General features: G+C 40.3%; 16 protein-coding genes and 2 tRNA genes. 10 read left to right on the top strand and 8 right to left on the bottom strand.

Annotated features, from left to right (window positions below):
* Positions 1-91: 91 nt before the first annotated feature.
* The 3 genes from cdd to porU form a co-directional block, all read right to left on the bottom strand.
* Positions 92-574: a cytidine deaminase gene (gene cdd, locus G4D82_RS13290; RefSeq protein ID WP_166337785.1), complete on the bottom strand. Its 483-nt coding sequence runs from the start codon at positions 572-574 to the stop codon at positions 92-94.
* 72 nt (positions 575-646) lie between these two features.
* Positions 647-1,828: a type IX secretion system outer membrane channel protein PorV gene (gene porV / locus G4D82_RS13285; protein WP_166337784.1), complete on the bottom strand. Its 1,182-nt coding sequence runs from the start codon at positions 1,826-1,828 to the stop codon at positions 647-649.
* Positions 1,829-1,864: 36 nt separating this feature from the next.
* Positions 1,865-5,692 (bottom strand): type IX secretion system sortase PorU, encoded by a 3,828-nt coding sequence (porU, locus tag G4D82_RS13280; RefSeq protein WP_166337783.1) that lies wholly within the window; start codon positions 5,690-5,692, stop codon positions 1,865-1,867.
* Between the two features lie 201 nt (positions 5,693-5,893).
* Here porU and gldJ point away from each other — a divergent pair, with 201 nt between their 5' ends.
* Positions 5,894-7,612: a gliding motility lipoprotein GldJ gene (gene gldJ, locus G4D82_RS13275; RefSeq protein ID WP_166337782.1), complete on the top strand. Its 1,719-nt coding sequence runs from the start codon at positions 5,894-5,896 to the stop codon at positions 7,610-7,612.
* A 69-nt stretch (positions 7,613-7,681) separates the two neighbouring features.
* Positions 7,682-8,965 (top strand): UDP-N-acetylmuramoyl-tripeptide--D-alanyl-D-alanine ligase, encoded by a 1,284-nt coding sequence (locus G4D82_RS13270; RefSeq protein ID WP_166337781.1) that lies wholly within the window; start codon positions 7,682-7,684, stop codon positions 8,963-8,965.
* Position 8,966: 1 nt separating this feature from the next.
* Here G4D82_RS13270 and G4D82_RS13265 read toward each other — a convergent pair whose 3' ends face one another.
* A complete protein-coding gene (locus tag G4D82_RS13265; RefSeq protein WP_166337780.1) occupies positions 8,967-9,731 on the bottom strand; it encodes a CHAP domain-containing protein in 765 nt (254 codons plus the stop codon).
* A gap of 289 nt (positions 9,732-10,020) precedes the next feature.
* On the opposite strand from G4D82_RS13265, the gene G4D82_RS13260 reads away from it, so the two are divergent.
* The 5 genes from G4D82_RS13260 (at position 10,021) to G4D82_RS13240 (ending at position 13,626) form a co-directional block, all read left to right on the top strand.
* Positions 10,021-10,335 carry a hypothetical protein gene (locus tag G4D82_RS13260; protein ID WP_166337779.1) on the top strand — a complete coding sequence of 105 codons (315 nt, stop codon included), beginning with the start codon at positions 10,021-10,023 and terminating at the stop codon, positions 10,333-10,335.
* 638 nt (positions 10,336-10,973) lie between these two features.
* Positions 10,974-11,741, top strand: coding sequence for a sensor histidine kinase (locus tag G4D82_RS13255; protein WP_166337778.1), 768 nt, complete (start codon positions 10,974-10,976; stop codon positions 11,739-11,741).
* Positions 11,735-12,400: a response regulator transcription factor gene (locus G4D82_RS13250; RefSeq protein WP_166337777.1), complete on the top strand. Its 666-nt coding sequence runs from the start codon at positions 11,735-11,737 to the stop codon at positions 12,398-12,400. Before G4D82_RS13255 ends, G4D82_RS13250 begins: the two co-directional genes overlap by 7 nt.
* Positions 12,401-12,613: 213 nt before the next feature.
* On the top strand, positions 12,614-12,973 hold the full coding sequence (locus G4D82_RS13245; RefSeq protein WP_166337776.1) for a hypothetical protein: 360 nt from the start codon (positions 12,614-12,616) through the stop codon (positions 12,971-12,973).
* Between the two features lie 5 nt (positions 12,974-12,978).
* Complete coding sequence (locus G4D82_RS13240; RefSeq protein ID WP_166337775.1) at positions 12,979-13,626, top strand: hypothetical protein; 648 nt, start codon at positions 12,979-12,981, stop codon at positions 13,624-13,626.
* Between the two features lie 135 nt (positions 13,627-13,761).
* Here G4D82_RS13240 and G4D82_RS13235 read toward each other — a convergent pair.
* From G4D82_RS13235 to G4D82_RS13225, 3 genes are all read right to left on the bottom strand, one after another.
* Positions 13,762-13,835 (bottom strand) — tRNA-Val (locus tag G4D82_RS13235).
* A 43-nt stretch (positions 13,836-13,878) separates the two neighbouring features.
* Positions 13,879-13,953: transfer RNA gene (locus tag G4D82_RS13230), tRNA-Val, on the bottom strand.
* Between the two features lie 59 nt (positions 13,954-14,012).
* Positions 14,013-15,227 carry a bifunctional folylpolyglutamate synthase/dihydrofolate synthase gene (locus G4D82_RS13225; RefSeq protein WP_166337774.1) on the bottom strand — a complete coding sequence of 405 codons (1,215 nt, stop codon included), beginning with the start codon at positions 15,225-15,227 and terminating at the stop codon, positions 14,013-14,015.
* Between the two features lie 127 nt (positions 15,228-15,354).
* On the opposite strand from G4D82_RS13225, the gene G4D82_RS13220 reads away from it, so the two are divergent.
* From G4D82_RS13220 to G4D82_RS13210, 3 genes are read left to right on the top strand one after another with little or no spacing between them, the layout of a single operon-like run.
* Complete coding sequence (locus G4D82_RS13220) at positions 15,355-16,059, top strand: MotA/TolQ/ExbB proton channel family protein (RefSeq protein ID WP_166337793.1); 705 nt, start codon at positions 15,355-15,357, stop codon at positions 16,057-16,059.
* Complete coding sequence (locus G4D82_RS13215) at positions 16,052-16,444, top strand: ExbD/TolR family protein (RefSeq protein ID WP_166337773.1); 393 nt, start codon at positions 16,052-16,054, stop codon at positions 16,442-16,444. The genes G4D82_RS13220 and G4D82_RS13215 overlap by 8 nt, the downstream gene beginning before the upstream one ends.
* A gap of 11 nt (positions 16,445-16,455) precedes the next feature.
* Complete coding sequence (locus tag G4D82_RS13210) at positions 16,456-17,349, top strand: energy transducer TonB (protein WP_166337772.1); 894 nt, start codon at positions 16,456-16,458, stop codon at positions 17,347-17,349.
* 132 nt (positions 17,350-17,481) lie between these two features.
* Here G4D82_RS13210 and G4D82_RS13205 read toward each other — a convergent pair whose 3' ends face one another.
* Entirely contained in the window at positions 17,482-18,738 is a 1,257-nt protein-coding gene (locus tag G4D82_RS13205) for a Glu/Leu/Phe/Val dehydrogenase dimerization domain-containing protein (RefSeq protein ID WP_166337771.1), read from the bottom strand.
* Positions 18,739-18,790 lie beyond the last annotated feature (52 nt).

The following is an 18,790-nucleotide window of genomic DNA, read 5'->3' as shown; positions in this document are numbered from 1 at the left end:
CGCAAAAAGTAGCCTCACATCAGTTTGCGAAAGGCAAAAGTAAAACTTTCCACTTAAGAAGTGAAATTTAAAAGCGTAATTTTTACCGCCATTACAAGAAGTTTTTGTCGAAGGTAAAAGGCAGTAAATTTTTGAGAGAATCAGACTTGTAAATCGCTCCGACTTCACCCATAAAATAAATCTCGATGCCTTGGTCTTGTTTGAATTCGTACTCGGCAATCGACTGCCTGCAAGAACCGCAAGGCGGTATTGGAGATTGGGTTTGATTAGTGTCTGAGGCAGCAGTAATAGCCATTTTTACAATCTTGGCTTCGGGATAAATCGCGCCAGCCTGAAAAATAGCTACCCGTTCGGCACAAAGCCCGGAAGGATAAGCCGCATTTTCCTGATTAGAGCCTAGAACTACTTTTCCGTTGTCGAGAAGTAAAGCAGCACCCACCCGAAATTTAGAATAAGGAGCATAAGCTTTCTTGCGAATCGCAATGGCTTGTTGCATCAAATCCTGAATGTCTTGCGGCAATTCATCTAGCGAATCGTAAACCGAAAGCTGGGTGTTGATAGTAATGTTTTTCATAAAGTATCAGGGAAAAAAAATCCAAATTTCGGAAAGTTGAAATTTGGATTCTTATTAATAATTATCTTAAATCTAGTATTCGTCATATTTGTCTCCGAAGGCAAAGCTGAGTGAGAAACGCAGCGTATTTTCGAGTGGGTTTTTCACTTTCGACGCCGAGAATAAATAAGAAACATCCACTTTAATTACATTGTATTTGAAGCCAGCTCCTAAAGAGAAGAACCTTCTGGCCCCTTTATCCGGGCTTTCGTTGAAATATCCTAAACGGAAAGCAAACGAATCTTGGTAAAGGTATTCCGCGCCGACTGAATAAGTAAACTCTTTGAGCTCTTCACTCATACCGTCTGGCGCATCATTGAACGATTTGAAAATTCCTGAAACCCATCCAATTTTGTCATATTCTTCGTTGGCTTCACGTTGGGTTAAATCTTCCGGATCATCAAAATCACCATCGCCGTTAACATCTTCAGGGTCAATCGGAGTTGGAACTAAAAGTTTGTTGACTTCCAACCCAACGGCTACTTTGTTATAATCGTCAAGGATGAAATCAAAACCGGCACCGAGTTTCATGTTGGCAGGCAAGAAGTTCGATCCTTCATCGCCGGCGGCTTTGTCATAATTAATTTTTGGACCTAAGTTCTGGAAATTGAAACCCCAACGCAATTTTCCGTTGAAGCTGTTGAACGCCATTTCTTCTGATTGGTGGTAACCCGAAACATCAAATGCAAACGAATTGGCCGCTGCTGAACTTGAACCTTCAGTAGGGATTCTGAGGTTTGAACGGATAAATCGTCCGCCAACCGACATCGAGAAATAATCGCTGAGTTTCAATGCATACGACAAATCAATGGCGTATTCTGCAGGTTTCACCACTACAGGAGTGTCGTCTATGTTTTGTCTAAGTTCTATTTCACCCAAACTGAAGTAACGGATACTTCCGGCAAAAGCAGCTCTATCGCTATATTTATTAAAGTAAGTAACTTGAGAAAGCGAAATATCGTTGACCAATTCTACTAAATAAGGAGTATAGCCAACCGAGAAACCTTGTTTGTCAATTGAAAAAGCATATTTGGATGGGTTCCACTGTTGGGAAAAAACATCCGGCGCCGTAGCAACACCATTGTCTCCCATACCTGCTGCTCGCGCATCACCGGCTACTAAAAGAAAAGGAACTCCGGTGGTGATTACTCTGGTTTGCGCTTGTGTATATGAGCCGATAAATACAATGGCTATAAGGGCTAAAATCTTCTTCATTCTGATTTTTTAAAAGTTTACAAATATAGTATTTTATTAAAGTATAACAAGTTTCTCATATTTTTCTGTCTTGGAGTTGGTCAGGACAGATTTTACGGTGAGTTTGTAGATATAAACGCCTTTTCCGATGCGGTCTCCGAAATCGTCTTTCCCGTCCCAAGTGATTTCTCGACAGGTTGTGTCGGCAGTTGTAATGCTTTGGTTTTTGGTCCATACGACTTTGCCTGTAACGGTGAGCACTTGCACTTGTACTTCTAAGGGCTCAAAAGGTTTGTTATGTGTGAACCAAAACTGGGTGTAATTGACAAACGGATTGGGATAATTCAGTACGTTGGTAATGCTAATCGATTCATCGCCCACTACTACAAACTGAATTTCAGCAGTCACCAAATTATTATAAACGTCCCACGCTTTGAAGGTAATGGTGTGCAATCCTTTGGCGAGATTTCTCAGCGGATATTTTACTTTGCCGTTTTTGTAATCGTCAAGCGCCGTTTCGTAATAATCGTTAAGTTTGAACGGATTGCTTTCGTCTCCATCGAGAATTGCGACAATGTCATGACCAATACCGCTGGCCGTATTGATGCCGTTTTCATCTTCGAGAAAAGCCAAGAATAGTGGCGATTGGTTGGTGATACCGCCATTAACGAAAGTTTGGTCGTTCATGTAGAGTTTAACCGTTGGTGGAGTATTATCTGCAGCAGCGTTTAGATTTACTCCTCCGATTTTGATAGCGGTGTTTACTCCGGTTTTGTCAAAAAGGGTTTGGTTGCGTTTGGCGTAAAAACTGATTCTTCCATTGTCTACCGGAATGGCAATATCTCTCGGAACCACAAAGCCAAACTCGAATTGCCCGTTGGTGACAGAAGCATTGCCTCTGAAAATGGTTTCGCCCAAAACATTGAAACTAATCGGCGGCGAATTTCCGTCATTATTCAAAGTGGTGCGCGTAATTTTTTTATCGAAAATCTGTACCGATAATTCACCGTTATAGGCAGTCAATGGATTGTTGTTTTCATCGGTTACGTCGCCGGTAAGTTTTACGTAAGACAATGATTTAAAGTCGTCAATCGGCCCTGAAATTGGCATATCGTTTACCTTAGTTAGGTTGATGCGTGGTTGTGGAATAGCCAATTTTATAGCCGGATCACCTAAGTAGAATACGACATCTGTTCTCGGAATATAGTTGTTCTTTGACAATCGGAGCGCTTCGGCAATTGAAACATATTCGTTCGAGCCATAAGAGAAAAGATAACGTGCCAGTACGTCGTTAAAATCCTCACCGGTAGATTGGAAAATTTCACGAACTGTAGTAATCATTGATATTGCGCCACCTTTTGGGTTCCAGTAAGTGTATTCGCCAGCAGTAGGTCTGAATGGGTTGTCGAACCTTGAAAACTCGCAAGTAATAGTAATAAATAAAGGGTATTTGTAGCGATTGCTTAGGTTTTGTCCGTCTGATTTTTCCCAGATTCTTTCTTGCGATAGTCCATCTTCGCCACCATGACCTAAATAGTTGAGTACTAATGCACCTTTTTCGAAATAGCTAAACAAATCTTTACGTGCTTTCGGATAACGGCTGCCTCCGGAAGAAGTTTCTTGCACATAAGAATCCAACAATATTTTTTCATAATTCAAGAATGGTTTTTGCCCGACTATGGTTTCAGCCATACTATTGATATTGGTTTGCAGGCTGGCATCACTGTCTTTATCGGCATCATCGGCTACCACTACAATGTTGTTGCGCCAACTTCCGTAGGATTGAATGTCGTGGTAATCTATTACTTTGTTAACCAATTGATCAGCTTGTGTAGTTGTGCTTCCGATCATTCGCCCAACAGCCACATCAATCAGACCGATTCTGGTGGGGTAATTCGTATCGAGATCGCCTTCGTTGTCGTCCATCAAACCGAAAAAATCATCAGATGCAAATGAACTTGGATCAACCGTAAAACTGTTCAAAGCATGGTAAATAGGAACAATATTGGCTGAAATAGAAATCCTGTTTTTGAAATCGTAGGAAGCATCTCCAAAAAGATTCAAGTACTTGATTCTACGCTCCGGTGCCGATGCATTGAAGTAAATGTATTTGACAAAATTACGTATGGCGCCTATGTCTTGTTTGCCAGAAGCAAATTCCTGATAAATCAAATCCAGGGTCACCACTTTTACATTGAGTTGCGAGTAATTCCTGTGGAAATTGGCCAGTTTCTCGGCTTGGGTTTTCAAAAAGCTAGGGCAAACAATCAGATAATCGATGTCTTGAAATTGATTTTCGGCATTCTTGAAAATAGTGCCTTTGAGATTTTGATTTGCCACACGCGTTCTGGAATCGGTGAGTGGTGTGTAGTAATCATTGACATCTACTGCGATATACTTTTGAACACTGCCAAAATTAGCCTTGAAGGAAAACACATTTTGGTTGTTGTTGGTGGCTTTGGTTACATTATAAAGGTCAGTCACGTTCCAAATTTGGGAAATGCTTCCAGCGTTAGTGATTTGAAACTCGCCAATTTGGTTACCCGAGCTGGCTTGATCGTATTGAAAAGGAAATTGCTTGCGATAACCTACTAAGTTTCGTTTGGATTTTAATTGAATGTAATCGAGAAATCCTTTAGAATCCGGAACACCATTGTTGTTGTAGGTTAGTGTAATGCGAATGTTCTCAGTAGCCGGAATATTGGTATTGTAGGTGGACCAGTCTGCCTTAATTGAAGAACCGATAGGCGAAAAAGCAATGTTTCCTGTAGATTGATCATTAACTTTTACACCCATTGACGTGCTGGTTGTAGAAATCGCGGCAGCATAGACGAACAAATTAACTTGAGCAGTGGTATCTATGTTCGGAATGCTGAAGTCAAAACTTTGTTCTGCTTCGAAACTAAATTCTTCTCCAAACCAACGGCGGCCCAAGCGTGCAATATTGACCTTGTCGAATTCGTGGTATTGGTAATCGTCGAAAGTCGTCACAACTACATTGCTAGTGCCTGAAGGTTGTGGCATTTCTGAAATACGTTTGCCATCATTGCCTTGTACATTAACATAATAGTAGGATTTTGAATCGTAAAGATTGTTAGTTGTTTGGCTTTCTTTGTTCCATTGGTCAACACCTTCTCCATAAAAAAGAATATAATCGGAGTCATTAAAAACCCCGTCTTCTTCGCCGACAACTTGAATGGCGTTTTCTGCAAGATCCGCTGGGTAATAGGTGCTGTTTTTTAGCGGAATCATGCGCCCGCCATTGCCGTAAATCTTTATTTTTCGTGGGTCTAAACCGCTGGTGTTGATGCCTAAGTCAGCAAGAAAATCTTTGGTTATTCTGTAAACTCCAGATTTCACTACATAAAAGCGGAACCAATCTCCAGAACTCAAAACCGAATTAGATAAGGTGCTGAATTCATCATTACTCGGCAAAAGCCTATTCTGGCTTGCATTGAGCGTGTATGAAAATGATTTTATTTTTTTGAAGCCTGTGCCGTCTTTGATGATGGGCGAAAGCGAAATTACGGCAAAAAGGTCGTTTCTTGATTTTGCGTTTTGAACAGTAGCTTTTGGATTCTCTGGAATTGAACTTATATTAAGGTCTCCAAGTTCTTCACGAGTGATGTTTTCGTATACGATGTTGTTAAGCTCAATAGAATTTTCATTGATTTCACGTCCTATCGGGGTTTTGAAATTAAAGAAAAGCTCCTTGTTGTAGTTGTCGAATTGAAAGTTCTCAGCATTAAATTTAGGTAGTGCAACCTTTTCCTGGCCGACATTTATGGTCGACTTGCCGGTCCATGAAATAGTGATTTCGCCTTTTTGTTGGGCGAAAATAACCGTAGAAAATAAAAACGTGATGTAGGTAGCAATTTTTTTCATCGAGTTAAGAAACGCAATTTAAAATCAAATATTACAAAAAAGTAAAAATAAATCTTTTGAAAGTTCTCTGGCAATAAAAAAAATAAATTTCCGTTTGCCGAAATATACTCAGGTATTACGAGAGAATTTTTTTTCAAAAGATGTTGCTATATAAAGGTTAATTCTTATATTGCGCCACGAATTTATTACCTACTATAACGTATGAAAGTAAACAAAATCATGACTGCCAAACTCTTGCTATCGTTAGTAATAGTGTTTAGTATTGCTACAAGCTGTAGTAAAAAGTCAAGCTCAAAAAACTCATCAACGGCAACCGGTTGGAAGATTAACGACAAAAAAGGCGGATTCCAATATAATTCTAATTTTAAAAAGCAAGAAACAGGTCCGGGCTTAGTAATGGTTGAAGGAGGAACATTTACAATGGGTAAAGTTCAAGACGATGTGATGCACGATTGGAACAATTCGCCGAATCAGCAACACGTTCAATCGTTTTACATGGATGAAACAGAGGTAACCAACATGATGTATATGGAATACCTTGATTGGTTGAAGCGCGTGTTTCCGCCAGACCAAGAAAACTACAAAAATATCTACGAAGGCGCTTCGCCCGATACTTTGGTATGGAGAAACCGTTTGGGTTACAACGAAACCATGACCAATAACTACTTAAGACACCCAGCCTATGCTAACTACCCTGTAGTAGGGGTTAACTGGATTCAAGCGGTCGAGTTCAGTAAATGGAGAACCGAGCGTGTCAATGAAAATGTATTGGAAAGAGAAGGTTATTTGAAGAAAGATGCCAAAGTGCTTGATGCCAAGGCTGAAGCTACATTTAGTACTGAAACCTACCTTAACCAACCAACCAAGGCTTTTGGTGGCGATGATAAAATCGTTCTTAAAGGTAGAAAGAATTCAAAGGCCAAGCCGATGAAAACCAAAGGGACGAAAGATCAGCCATCGACTGAGCAAGAGCAGAAAAATGTTTATGCCCAAAGATCTTCAGGACTTATTCTGCCAGAATACAGACTTCCAACAGAAGCAGAATGGGAGTATGCTGCTGCAGCTGATGTAGGTCAAAGAGAATATAATATTTACAAAGGACAAAAGAAGTATCCATGGTCTGGAACTTACACACGTTCAGGAAAGAGAAAAGTTAGAGGTGATCAATTGGCCAACTTCAAGCAAGGAAAAGGGGATTATGGTGGTATAGCAGGTTGGTCAGATGATGGCGCCGATATTACCAACGTTGTAAAATCGTATCCGCCAAACGATTTCGGTTTGTATGATATGGCCGGAAACGTAGCCGAATGGGTTGCCGATGTTTACAGACCAATTGTTGACGATGAAGCGAGTGATTTCAACTACTATAGAGGTAACATCTACACCAAGAACAAAATCGGTGAAGACGGAAAAGCGGAGTTAGTAACCGCTGAAACACAGGTTTTCGATACTTTGTCTAACGGTAAAATCATGGCCCGCAACCTTCCAGGTCAGTTGGCTCAGGTGCCAGTAGACGAGAACGAAACGTACCTCAGACAAAACTTCGACAAGAGCGACCAGAGAAATTACCGGGATGGTGACAAACAATCGACGCGTTATTTCGATTTTGGCTCTTCGGAAGAAGAAGATGCTGCAAACAAAGAAAAGCACAAAATGTATGATTCTCCGGTTCACAATGTCACTACTGACAGTTTAGGAAACATGGTCAGAAAATACGACAAGTCTAGCAAAAGAACGACTTTAATCAACGACAACGTTCGTGTTTACAAAGGAGGTTCTTGGAGAGATAGAGCATATTGGTTGGATCCAGCACAAAGAAGGTATTTTCCACAAGATATGGCTACAGATTACATCGGTTTCAGATGTGCCATGTCTAGAGTTGGGCCTAAAGCAGACAAAAAGAAAAGACCAAGAAATTAATTTTATGATTTTATAATTTCAATAGAAGCCCTTTTTTAGGGCTTTTATTTTTAAATCTTGTTTCAGTTTATGGATATTTCTCAAATTCACCAATGTTTTCTGCAATGTCAATCCATTTCTATTGATACCAGAAAAATTCAACCTGGCGGTATGTTTGTAGCCATTAAAGGTGAAAGATTTGACGCAAATACATTTGCCCAAGAAGCAATCGACAAAGGTGCTTCGTTTGTCATTATCGATAACCCGACATATTTTATCAATGAGAAAACCATATTGGTAAATGATAGCCTAATTGCTCTGCAAGAATTAGCCAAATTCCATAGAAACTATCTCAAATTGCCTATCATAGCGCTTACCGGAAGCAATGGAAAAACCACCACCAAAGAGTTGATTCATGTTGTGCTTTCGAAAAAATTTAAAACTAAAGCAACAGACGGGAATTTAAATAATCATATTGGAGTGCCCTTAACTTTGTTGTCTTTTGATAGCAATACAGAAATCGGAATTGTTGAAATGGGTGCCAACCACCAAAAGGAAATTGCTTTTTTGTGTGAAATTGCCCAACCCGATTACGGCTATATCACCAACTTTGGTAAAGCGCATTTGGAGGGATTTGGTGGCGTACAAGGTGTAATTAAAGGTAAAAGTGAAATGTATGATTATCTGTCAGAACATCACAAGAAAGTATTTGTCAACCTTGACGATTCCATTCAAGAGCAAAAAACTAGAGCTATGGACCGAATCACTTTCGGGGTCAATCATTCTCAAGCCAATACCAGTATTACTTCTGTAGTAGCCAATCCGTTTGTTGAAATCGGTTTTTCTTACCTTCTCATTCATTCCCATTTGATCGGTTTGTATAACGCAAACAACATCAACGCAGCGGTTACCATTGGGCGTTATTTTGGGGTATCCGACACAGATATACAGCAAGCCATTGAACACTACATTCCTGAGAATAACCGTTCGCAGTTGGTACAGAAAAATTCAAACGAGATTATTCTTGATGCGTATAATGCTAATCCTAGTAGTATGGCTGTGGCATTAGACAATTTCAGTCAACTCAAAGAGAAGAACAAAATTGTGGTTTTAGGAGATATGTTTGAGCTCGGAGAAGAAAGTCTTAAAGAACATCAGGCAATCATGAGTTTACTAGAACATCAAACCGCCATTGATTGTTATTTTGTCGGTAAAGATTTTTATCAAAGCCGAATAGAGCAACCTCATTTTCATTTTTATGAAACTTTTGAAAGCTTTGCCCAAGAACTTCAAAAGCTACAATGGAAGAATCAAATGATTTTAATTAAAGGTTCGCGAGGAATGGCTCTAGAGCGCGTTTTAGAATTTCTTTGAATTAGCTGTAGTAGATGAACCCTTTTTTGATGCTGTTGACTTTTCGTGTCGATAACCTGAAAACTCCGTATCCTTCACGACTATTATCATTATTGGTGTTGCCTTCGATAGTAGTGATATAGCCATTGCCGACACTTTCAACGATGCCCGTATGGCCTTGCCCTTTGCCGAAATCCATGATGAAAATAGAACCGGGTTGAATCTTTGAAAGATCTGACAAAGCTACTGAAGTCGATATCTTAATGCCTTTGGTTCGGTTCCAATGATCAAGTACGCCCGCAGTTTTTACCAGCGGATTTGTCTTTCCGAGCTCTTTTGCGGCTTGCTCAAAACACCAATATACAAAAGCCGCACACCAAGGATAGTTGCCAGATTTAGGGTTTAGTCCGACCGCTTTTAAATACAAATCCACTTCGGGGCCTCGGTTAGAATGTGCGGGTTGTTCCACCACACCGATTTGTGAATTAGCAATTTCTAGAACTTTCTTCAACAACATAGTTGGCGCGGAGGCAGCGGTTGGCGTTCTATCAGCAGCAAAGAGGATATCCCAAGTGATGGGGCCGATTTTTCCGTCGATAACCAAAGGGTTGCCTTTACTATCAAGATGCCGCGACTGAAACAACTTGACTGCTCTGTAGGTATTATTGCCAAAATCGCCATCTACCTCAATCGGCCCACAACCTTTCATATTCAACTGATTTTGTACAGCCTTTACCACAGTTTTACTGCTTTCGCCTCTTTCGATAACTCTGTTTGGATAATTCATGTTTGTTTTTGTTTGGATGATTGAAACTAGTGATTATCGTAAAGGTAGTAGGCGAAAGTATTGCTGTCAATACCGGAAAATACTAATTTTTATGTGCGTATAAATACGGAATGTTTTTCTTAAAGTGATTGTGTTAGCAAAATGGTGATAACTTCGTAGGATTATTTCTATCAAATCAGATAAAAAGCCCAATCGTTACGTATTTTTACGTAATGATTGACGTATAAATACGTATTTCATATTCGCCCAATCGATGTTACATTTGAGGATAACTTAAAAAACAAACATCATGACACTAAATGAATTTACCGGCGGTCCGATTACTTTGGTTGAAGCAGAAAAATTAACCCAAAGTTTTAGAGAAATGTTTCCCAACCAAGCTAAGGCTTTTTTTATGGGCAGTTTGAACATACAAGCTATTTTAGACCAGGAAAATTGTATCGGCATCCGAATTTATAACGGTTATAACGACGTTGATAAATGCTTAAACCCTATATTGGTAGGCGTTGATAAAGACGGAAAAGACATGACCAATGGGTTGATTATGGATAGGATGCGATCTTGTCCTACAGAATGTGATCCTAATAGCCCGTTAGTGTCGTAAATCACAAAAAAGTTCGATAGAAAGATGGATTATTTATTCTTTTTTGCTTTGTTCTTAGGGTTATTTCCGATACTCATTTTCAAACTCAATAGAAGTAATTATAGATACAAACATTTTTCTATTGAACCTTTTCTTTGGTTGGTTTTATTTTCAACTTTCTACGAGTATTTAGCAACCTATTTGTTTCTTATACCAAATGATATTTGGTTCAAAGTATACCTTTTCCTAGAGTTTTTCACATTCCTATATTTCTTCTATTTCTTATTAGGAAAGAAGTTTAGATTTTTCTTTGTTTTTTTCTCGGTCATTTATATTCTACTTTTTTTACTGATTCTCCTATATTCAGCCGACCCTTTGTCATTAACGACAGATTCTTATTTGTCAGCTGTTGAGATTGTGATGGTTTATTTTTTTTCAATCTTATGGTTTAGAGATTGTTTTGTCAATGCCAAAGTTGACCTGTTAAAAATGCCAGACTTTTATTTCGTAGTAGGGATTATTTTCTATCTTTCAGGAACGTTTTTTTTGAATTTAATGGGGGATATCATTGTAAAAGACAAAGGGCTCAGCCTCGATAACTTCTGGATACTCAACATTATTTGTAATATTTTTTTAAGGTCGTTATTAATATTTGGGGTTTGGAAAATTCAGCAGAAATAGAAATCATCTACTGGATTGGCACCTCACTGATGCTACTGCTTTCATTGGGCATTTTGTTTTTGGTGCTGTCCTATCGGAATCATTTGTATAAGATCCGGCAAAAAGAGGCAGATTTGTTACTCAAGGCCACCTTAGAAGGTGAGCGTGTCGAGAGAAATCGTATAGCAGCAGATTTGCACGACAGCGTATCCGGCGATTTGAATGCCATTAAGAATTATCTGTTGTTTATAGAGAAAACCAACTCGCTCAAAGCTCATCAGGAAATTCTTGATGAAATTAAAAATAGCGTGATTTTAGCTTTAGAAAATACCCGTTTGGTTTCATACAAGTTAATGCCGCCCTTGCTGGAAAATCTTGGATTACTCCATACTCTGGATGATTATCTAGAACAACTCAGTAAGAAAACACAGCTCAAATTTTCAGTAACCGCACCAGAAGGGCTGCAGTTCGAATCAGATGTGGCTTATGAAGTTTTTAGAGTAGTTCAGGAGTTTACCACTAATATGGTCAAATATGGTCAAATCACGCAATGCCAGATTGGTTTTGCTCGTTCAAATCATCAAACTACTATTGCAATCAAAGATGATGGTGAGCCCTATGATTTTTTTCAGTTGATGAAAGTTTCTTCCGGAACTGGTCTTAAAAATATTAATTCCAGAATTAAAAGTATAGGCGGCACTCTAGAACAATTGCCAGACACAACAGGAAATCACTTTGTTATTCATTTAAAAAAAGAACCATGTTAAGAATCGGAATTGTCGATGATCATAAATTGTTTAGAAAAAGCTTATCGTTGTTAATTTCCACTTTTGAAGGTGTTCAGGTGGTCATTGAGGCCCAAAACGGCAGAGAGTTTATCGATGCGCTCGATTTGAATCCGATAGATTTGGTGTTGCTCGATATTCAGATGCCGGAAATGGACGGCTATGAAACTTGCAAAGTGCTTCACCAGCGTTTTCCTGATGTCAAAATTCTAATTGTTTCGCAGCTCACTACACGAGAAAGTATTCATAAAATCATGGATTTGGGCGCTCACGGATATTTTACCAAAAATTCAGACCCAGACCAACTAGAATATGCCATTAGAAGCCTTAACGACAAAGGTTTTTATTTTGGTATGGAAATGGGCGAAGTGCTTCGAGAAGCTTTGTTATGGGAAAAAAGATATGCAAGAAAAGTGGTTGATTTTCCCGAATCATTAAGCAAAAGAGAGCTACAAATCATTATCATGGCTTGTCGGGAATATAGTAGTGCCGAAATTGCTGATACGCTTTGTATTAATACGCGAACCGTAGAAACCCACCGCAAGCGGATTATGCAAAAAACCAAGACAAAGAATTTCATCGGGGTTGTGCTCTATGCCTTAAAAGAAGAGTATGTTACCCTTGATGAGTTATATGGCTAAAAGAATAAGAGAGTAAAAGTGAAAGACCGTTTTTAAGCGGTTTTTTTTATGAATCATAAAAATTGGCCTTATGATTACGTATTTCTACTTAGTGAATTACGTATTTACCGGTATTGTGTAGCTGGTTGAATTAACAGAAATTTGGATAGAAATTCCTACGATTGAAGCAGAGCAATCACGGAATAGATTACCAAACCAAATCAAACACTCATCATGGCTACCATTTATCACGATGCTCAAGACATTTACAAGTTAAAGTCTGAGTTGAATTCCCTTACGATTTCAGTTGAGAGCGGCGAAGAAGAAGGCGCTGGTTATTTTATCTTTAATGATGCCAAACTTGTTGGTCCTAACAAGCCCGGCCAAATATATAAAGGCGCCGATTGTGTCGACAATTGGATTACCGTTGTAGCAGTAATCAAAGACAAACTCACCGAGACCAACTGGAGGAGTCTTTCGATTTCTTTCAAAGAAGAAGGAGAACGTCAAGTAACTTTCGGACCTTACAAAAGAGAAGTAGAACAAAATTTAGACACCGTGGTTTACACCATTAAAATAAAAGTCAAGGAATAAAAAAAATGCACAACAAACCATTTCTAATTATTGCTTGGGGTTTGGCCATAGGTTTAGGATTAACTGGGCTTGGTTTTTTACTTCATTGGTTACTTCCTGCTATAGGAGCCATGATTGGAATTGCTACAGCAATCGGCACCGGAAAAGCATTATCTCCCGACTTTAATTCCTGGATTATCCCTCTGGCAGCGGTTGGGTTAGCGCTTGGCGGAGGGTCGGGAGGCATTTTGTTATTAGTGAAAGTGGTCAAGGAAGCCGAGAAAAACTTATACGAATGGACGCTTCCCATATTGGCCATTATTTCTGGTTTCGTAGCCGATACTTGTAAAGAAGTTTATTCAGGAGAACACACCGATTTAATGTTGCGAATGGCATACGGAATTTCAGTTACGGGACTTTTTCTTTTAGGCGGCATTTTGTGGAAGCAGAAAAAGGTTTCATTCAAATGGGTTGATACGCGAATGGTTTCAGTGGCTGTTTTTATGATTTCTCCTTTTTTGATTTATTTGAAATACTGCGAGAAGAGCCAAAAAAGCCTTTGGTTTGGTTTTCTTGACATTCCGACACATATTCTATGCGCCATTTCTATTTTACTGCTGTTTTCACTGCTTGTGGGCTTTCTTTCATGGGTTTTTGCTGAAGAGCAGTTTTAGTTAACAGAAATTTGAATTGAAGTTTTTCAGATTTTTTTAGAGTAATGTTTTCGCCATGCTTTAATTCCACTAGTTAAATTTAGATCTGATACTAAAGCAAAAGCCGATAACCTTCTTGGAGATTATCGGCTTTCGTGGGCCATACTGGAATCGAACCAGTGACTTCTACCTTGTCGAGGTAGCACTCTGAACCGCTGAGTTAATAGCCCGATTATGTTAAAATAAAAAAGCAAGCCGGATTGACTTGCTTTGTGGGCGATGAGGGATTCGAACCCCCGACCCTCTGGGTGTAAACCAGATGCTCTGAACCAACTGAGCTAATCGCCCTTAATTGCGCTGCAAATATAAGGCAGTTTTTTAGATATGCAAACAAATATCTTATTTTATTATAAAATTTCTGCGACCACAAAAGTACTGCCGCCGATGTAGATAAAATCGGTTGGCTCGGCATGCAGTAAAGCTTCTTGATAAGCAACTGATACTGAATTGTAAACCTTTCCGTTCAGCGCAAATTCAGAGGCTTTGTGTTTTAGAATTTCGACATCCAGCCCACGCGGGATATTGGGTTTGCAGAAATAATAAATCGCATTTTTCGGGAGCAAAGACAAGATTTCGTCAAGATCTTTGTCGTTGACTACACCTAAAACGATATGCAGTCGGTCACATTTTTCTTCTTGAACCTGCTGCATCACTAAAGCCAAACCTGCGGCGTTGTGTGCGGTATCAGCCACTACTTTTGGGCTGGTTTTCAAGATTTGCCATCGGCCATGCAATCCGGTGTTTTCAATCACATTTAAAAAGCCATCTTTGATCTGTTTTTCGGTAATTTTAAATTTCGATTGCAGCACGCGAATGGTTTGTAGTACAGTTTTCTTGTTGTGTTGCTGATAGTTTCCTTCTAATGCAGATGGATAATCTTCTTGAATTAAATCCGAGGCGTAGAAAATTCCCGCTTGCATTTCTTTGGCCTTAGCGTCAAAAACCATTTTGGTTTCTGGGTTGTATTCGCCAATAACCACCGGAATTTTTTTCTTGATTATTCCGGCTTTTTCTCTGGCAATTAGAGTCAAAGTATTTCCAAGAAAAGCAGTGTGGTCAAATGCGATGTTAGTGATCACCGAAATCAGAGGCGTTACAATATTGGTCGAATCCAAACGGCCGCCCATGCCGACTTCCATGATTGCGATATCGACTTTCATTTTCCGAAAATAGTCTAGAGCCAAACCTACTGTCATCTCAAAAAAACTCAAATCGTGACTTTCAAAAAACGTGCGGTGTTGCGTCATGAAGCTCACGACGAATACCTCTGAAATCATCTCACCATTGATTTTGATGCGCTCGCGAAAATCCTTCAAATGCGGTGAAGTGTACAACCCGACGGTATAACCGGCTTCTTGCAAAATGGAAGCGAGTAGGTGCGAAGTGGAACCTTTTCCGTTGGTGCCGGCTACATGAATGCAAGACAAATTTCGTTCGGGATTTCCCAGATAATCAGCCAGTAACAAAGTATTTGTCAAGTCTTTTTTATAGGCGGTGGCACCTTGCGTTTGATACATTGGCAACTGTGCAAACATCCAATTGACGGTTTCTTGATAGTTCATTACTTTTTTGATAAGTATTTATAGGGCAAAATATTTTCGATTTTTTTTAGTTTAATATTGTGGCATCGCGTGAGCCGATACAAAATTGACAATTATTTATCACAAAAACGAAAAACAAATCATGATGATGACTGCATTCTTACAGATTCCGGCCGATACTTTAGCCCAAGCTGCCCAAACGGCTGAAGTAGCCAACAATCCTTTGACCCACGAGATTTCTGTACTGGAATTTATTTTCAAAGGCGGATTTTTCCTGATCCCGATTGTGATTCTTTGCTGCTATACCATTTACTTGATCTTCGAGAGAATGTTTGTGATTAACAAAGCGGCCAAAATTGACAACCATTTGATGAAAGATGTTCGTGCAAATCTCAACGCAGGGAATCTCAATATGGCCATTACAGCGGCAGAAAGAGCGGGCAACGCGCAAGGGAATGTCATAAAAGAAGGAATTCACACCATCGGTCGTCCGATTTCAGAGATCGAATCCAACATGGAACGCGCTGCCAACATCGAAATCGGTGAAATGGAACGTAAACTAGGGCAACTTGGGCTTATTGCCGGAATAGCACCGACGCTGGGATTCATCGGAACTATTTCCGGGGTAATTAAAATTTTCTACAGCATTTCGGTCACCGAAGACATCAGCATCGGGAATATTTCCGGTGGTTTGTATGAAAAAATGATTTCCTCAGGAGCCGGTCTGATTGTCGGAATCTTGGCTTATACTGCTTACCACTTGTTCAACGGTCGCATTGATGCATTCACGTTGTCGATTCAAAAACAGGTTCTCGAATTTGTAAGTATCATCCAAAGACCAAACAATGATTAAGCGCAACAAACGATTTCATGCAGAGGTAGCGACCTCGTCATTGAGCGACATCATGTTCTTCTTGCTGTTGTTCTTTTTGATTATCTCGACTTTGGCCAACCCCAACGTAATTAGAATGACATTGCCCAAATCGAAAACCAACGAAAAAACCAATAAGCAACTCATTACGCTTTCGGTTACCGAGGAAAAACGATTTTTTGTTGACAAGCAAGAAGTCGCTTTTGAAGAATTGGAAACTACCTTGCTCTCCAAAATGGATCCGGCCAAAGAGCAAACAGTTGTGGTGCGGATTCCGTTTAATATGCAAGTACAGGATTTGGTCGATGTGCTGCAGATTGGCGTGAAGAACAAGCTCAAATTTGTTATCGCCACTAGTCCGAAATAAAGAAATTAACCATGGATTTATCACTCAATAAAGACCAACAGAAATCAGTAGGCTTGACCATTTTAGTGATGGGCTTGCTGATTCTGATTTTGTTTTTCGTTCGGTTCTGGCCACCATCCAATTTAAAGGAATTGCTCGGAGGCGGTGGCGGAGGTGGCGTTGAAATGAACTTCGGCGACAGCGATTACGGACTCGGCGAAGACTTTAAAAGCGAAGTGCTCAACGTGAAAGACCAGCCGCAACAAGCAGCGCCTGCGCCAACTTCCAAAGAAGATAATGTCATTACTGACGATGATGATGCGAGCGATGCCGTAGCGATGACCAAAAACGAAAAAGTCAAAAAACCTACGCCGGTGATTGAAAAAACCGTGACCAAACCGGTGGTGGAGAAACCTAAAGTATCAAAAAACACCAATGACGCCTTGGCCAATTTATTGAACTCTAATAAAGGCGGTGATGGCAATGACAAAACCGGAGGCAACAAAGGAAGGCCCGATGGGAGTTTGTCTTCTAGCGGTTACAGTGGTTCTGGTTCGGGAACCGGCTCGGGAACCGGTTCAGGTTCTGGAAGCGGCAGCGGCTCAGGCAGCGGGAGTGGCTCCGGAAATGGTAGCGGCAACGGTAGTGGTAATGGTTCGGGTTATTTTTTGGGCAATAGAAAGGCATTGAGTAAACCTGTTCCAAATTATACTTGCAACGAAGAAGGAAAAGTTGCCGTCCAAATCGCCGTAGATCAATCAGGCAATGTGATTGATGCCAAACCTGGAGTTCGCGGCACTACCAACGCAGCGAAATGTTTGTTAGATGAAGCTAAAAACGCCGCGATGCGCACCAAATGGCAGGCCGACGGCAATGCACCTGACAAACAAATTGGAATGATTATTTACAATTTCAGTTTGAATTGATATAACTTCATAATTAAACACGAATTTCACGAATTATCACGAATTATCTATTCGTGTCAATTAGTGGAATTCGTGTTAGTTTTTTTAATAGTTTGAAACTGTTTTGTCTCTTGCAGCGAAGCGGTCTTCTTTCTAAACCAACTGTTTCAACGCAATCTCAAAAGCCGTCGCGCTAATATTGGTTTTCGAAGGATTCAGATTGTGCGCTTTCTGGATTGCGTTTTTAATCGTATTTGACGTGTCGGCGAAAATGGCTTCGTCGGTCATTTGTACTTTCTTTTCCATGAAATAGGCGAAAACGCGCGCCATTCCACAGTTCGAGATAAAATCTGGAATCAAGCTGATTTTCTGATCGACTTGTTCCATTATCGGGCCGAAGAAAATTTCTTTATCGGCAAAAGGAACATTCGCACCGCAGGAAATCACTTCTAATCCCGCCGAAGCCATCGCGTCAATCTGATCTTGCGTGACCAACCTTGAAGCGGCACATGGCGTAAAAATATGAGCGCCCAACGACCATATTTTAGCGTTAATTTCTTCGAATGGAATCATGTTAAAAGCCACCAATTTATTGCCGTCTTTGTTCAGGAATAAAGTCCTGATTTGCTCGAAAGTAAAACCGTTTTCGTTGATGACACCACCGTCACGGTCAATGATTCCGACAATCTTAACGCCCATTTCTGCGAGATAGAAAGCTGCCGCAGAACCGACATTTCCAAAACCTTGAACAATGGCCTTCTTGCCTTTAACTCCGTTCAGTTCGCCTTTGGCTCGGGTAGCGGTTCCGCCATAAATCTCGTAATAATGACGAACAGCTTCTGCCACGCCATAGCCGGTAATCATATCGGCAACAGTATATTTTCGGGAAACGTCGGGCGAGAACTTTGGGTTTTCGATTACTTTCACAACGCCTTGACGCAATTGCCCGATGCGATTGATTTTGTCAGCTTCTGTCGGTTTGAAATGCCCGTTGAAGACGCCTTCTTGCGGATGCCAAACCCCACATTCCTCGGTCATGGGAATCACTTCATGGATTTCGTCTACGTTGAGGTCGCCGCCAGTTCCGTAATAGCTTTTTAATAGCGGTGAAACAGCTTTGTACCAACGTTGCAAAACGCCCTTTTTACGTGGATCATTCGGGTCAAAGTTGATGCCCGACTTGGCGCCTCCAATGGCTGGTCCAGAAACCGAAAATTTGACTTCCATGGTTTTGGCGAGCGATAAAACTTCGTTCACGTCTAGGCCTTTGCGCATTCGGGTTCCACCGCCGGCAGCACCACCGCGTAAGGAATTGATGACGGTCCAGCCTTCCGCTTCAGTTTCGGCATCTTTCCAGTTGAAGATAATTTCAGGGGTTTTATTTTCGAATTTGTGGAGTAATTCTTTCATAAGTAATGAGGCTTTTGGGCGCGGCAAATATAGTAAATGCCATGAGAGAATT

This window comes from Flavobacterium lotistagni (assembly GCF_011392125.1).
Classification (GTDB): domain Bacteria; phylum Bacteroidota; class Bacteroidia; order Flavobacteriales; family Flavobacteriaceae; genus Flavobacterium; species Flavobacterium lotistagni.
The sequence above is the reverse complement of the archived record's forward strand: the minus strand, read 5'-3'. Positions and strand labels throughout refer to the sequence as shown.

Excerpts from the sequence above, each read along its gene's own strand:
- G4D82_RS13250 (WP_166337777.1), top strand. The coding sequence starts at position 11,735 with ATGTTAAGAATCGGAATTGTCGATGATCATAAATTGTTTAGAAAAAGC.
- G4D82_RS13265 (WP_166337780.1), bottom strand. The coding sequence starts at position 9,731 with ATGAATTATCCAAACAGAGTTATCGAAAGAGGCGAAAGCAGTAAAACT.
- G4D82_RS13215 (WP_166337773.1), top strand. The coding sequence starts at position 16,052 with ATGATTAAGCGCAACAAACGATTTCATGCAGAGGTAGCGACCTCGTCA.
- G4D82_RS13205 (WP_166337771.1), bottom strand. The coding sequence starts at position 18,738 with ATGAAAGAATTACTCCACAAATTCGAAAATAAAACCCCTGAAATTATC.
- G4D82_RS13245 (WP_166337776.1), top strand. The coding sequence starts at position 12,614 with ATGGCTACCATTTATCACGATGCTCAAGACATTTACAAGTTAAAGTCT.
- cdd (WP_166337785.1), bottom strand. The coding sequence starts at position 574 with ATGAAAAACATTACTATCAACACCCAGCTTTCGGTTTACGATTCGCTA.
- gldJ (WP_166337782.1), top strand. The coding sequence starts at position 5,894 with ATGAAAGTAAACAAAATCATGACTGCCAAACTCTTGCTATCGTTAGTA.
- G4D82_RS13225 (WP_166337774.1), bottom strand. The coding sequence starts at position 15,227 with ATGAACTATCAAGAAACCGTCAATTGGATGTTTGCACAGTTGCCAATG.
- G4D82_RS13260 (WP_166337779.1), top strand. The coding sequence starts at position 10,021 with ATGACACTAAATGAATTTACCGGCGGTCCGATTACTTTGGTTGAAGCA.
- G4D82_RS13220 (WP_166337793.1), top strand. The coding sequence starts at position 15,355 with ATGACTGCATTCTTACAGATTCCGGCCGATACTTTAGCCCAAGCTGCC.
- porU (WP_166337783.1), bottom strand. The coding sequence starts at position 5,692 with ATGAAAAAAATTGCTACCTACATCACGTTTTTATTTTCTACGGTTATT.
- porV (WP_166337784.1), bottom strand. The coding sequence starts at position 1,828 with ATGAAGAAGATTTTAGCCCTTATAGCCATTGTATTTATCGGCTCATAT.
- G4D82_RS13240 (WP_166337775.1), top strand. The coding sequence starts at position 12,979 with ATGCACAACAAACCATTTCTAATTATTGCTTGGGGTTTGGCCATAGGT.
- G4D82_RS13270 (WP_166337781.1), top strand. The coding sequence starts at position 7,682 with ATGGATATTTCTCAAATTCACCAATGTTTTCTGCAATGTCAATCCATT.
- G4D82_RS13210 (WP_166337772.1), top strand. The coding sequence starts at position 16,456 with ATGGATTTATCACTCAATAAAGACCAACAGAAATCAGTAGGCTTGACC.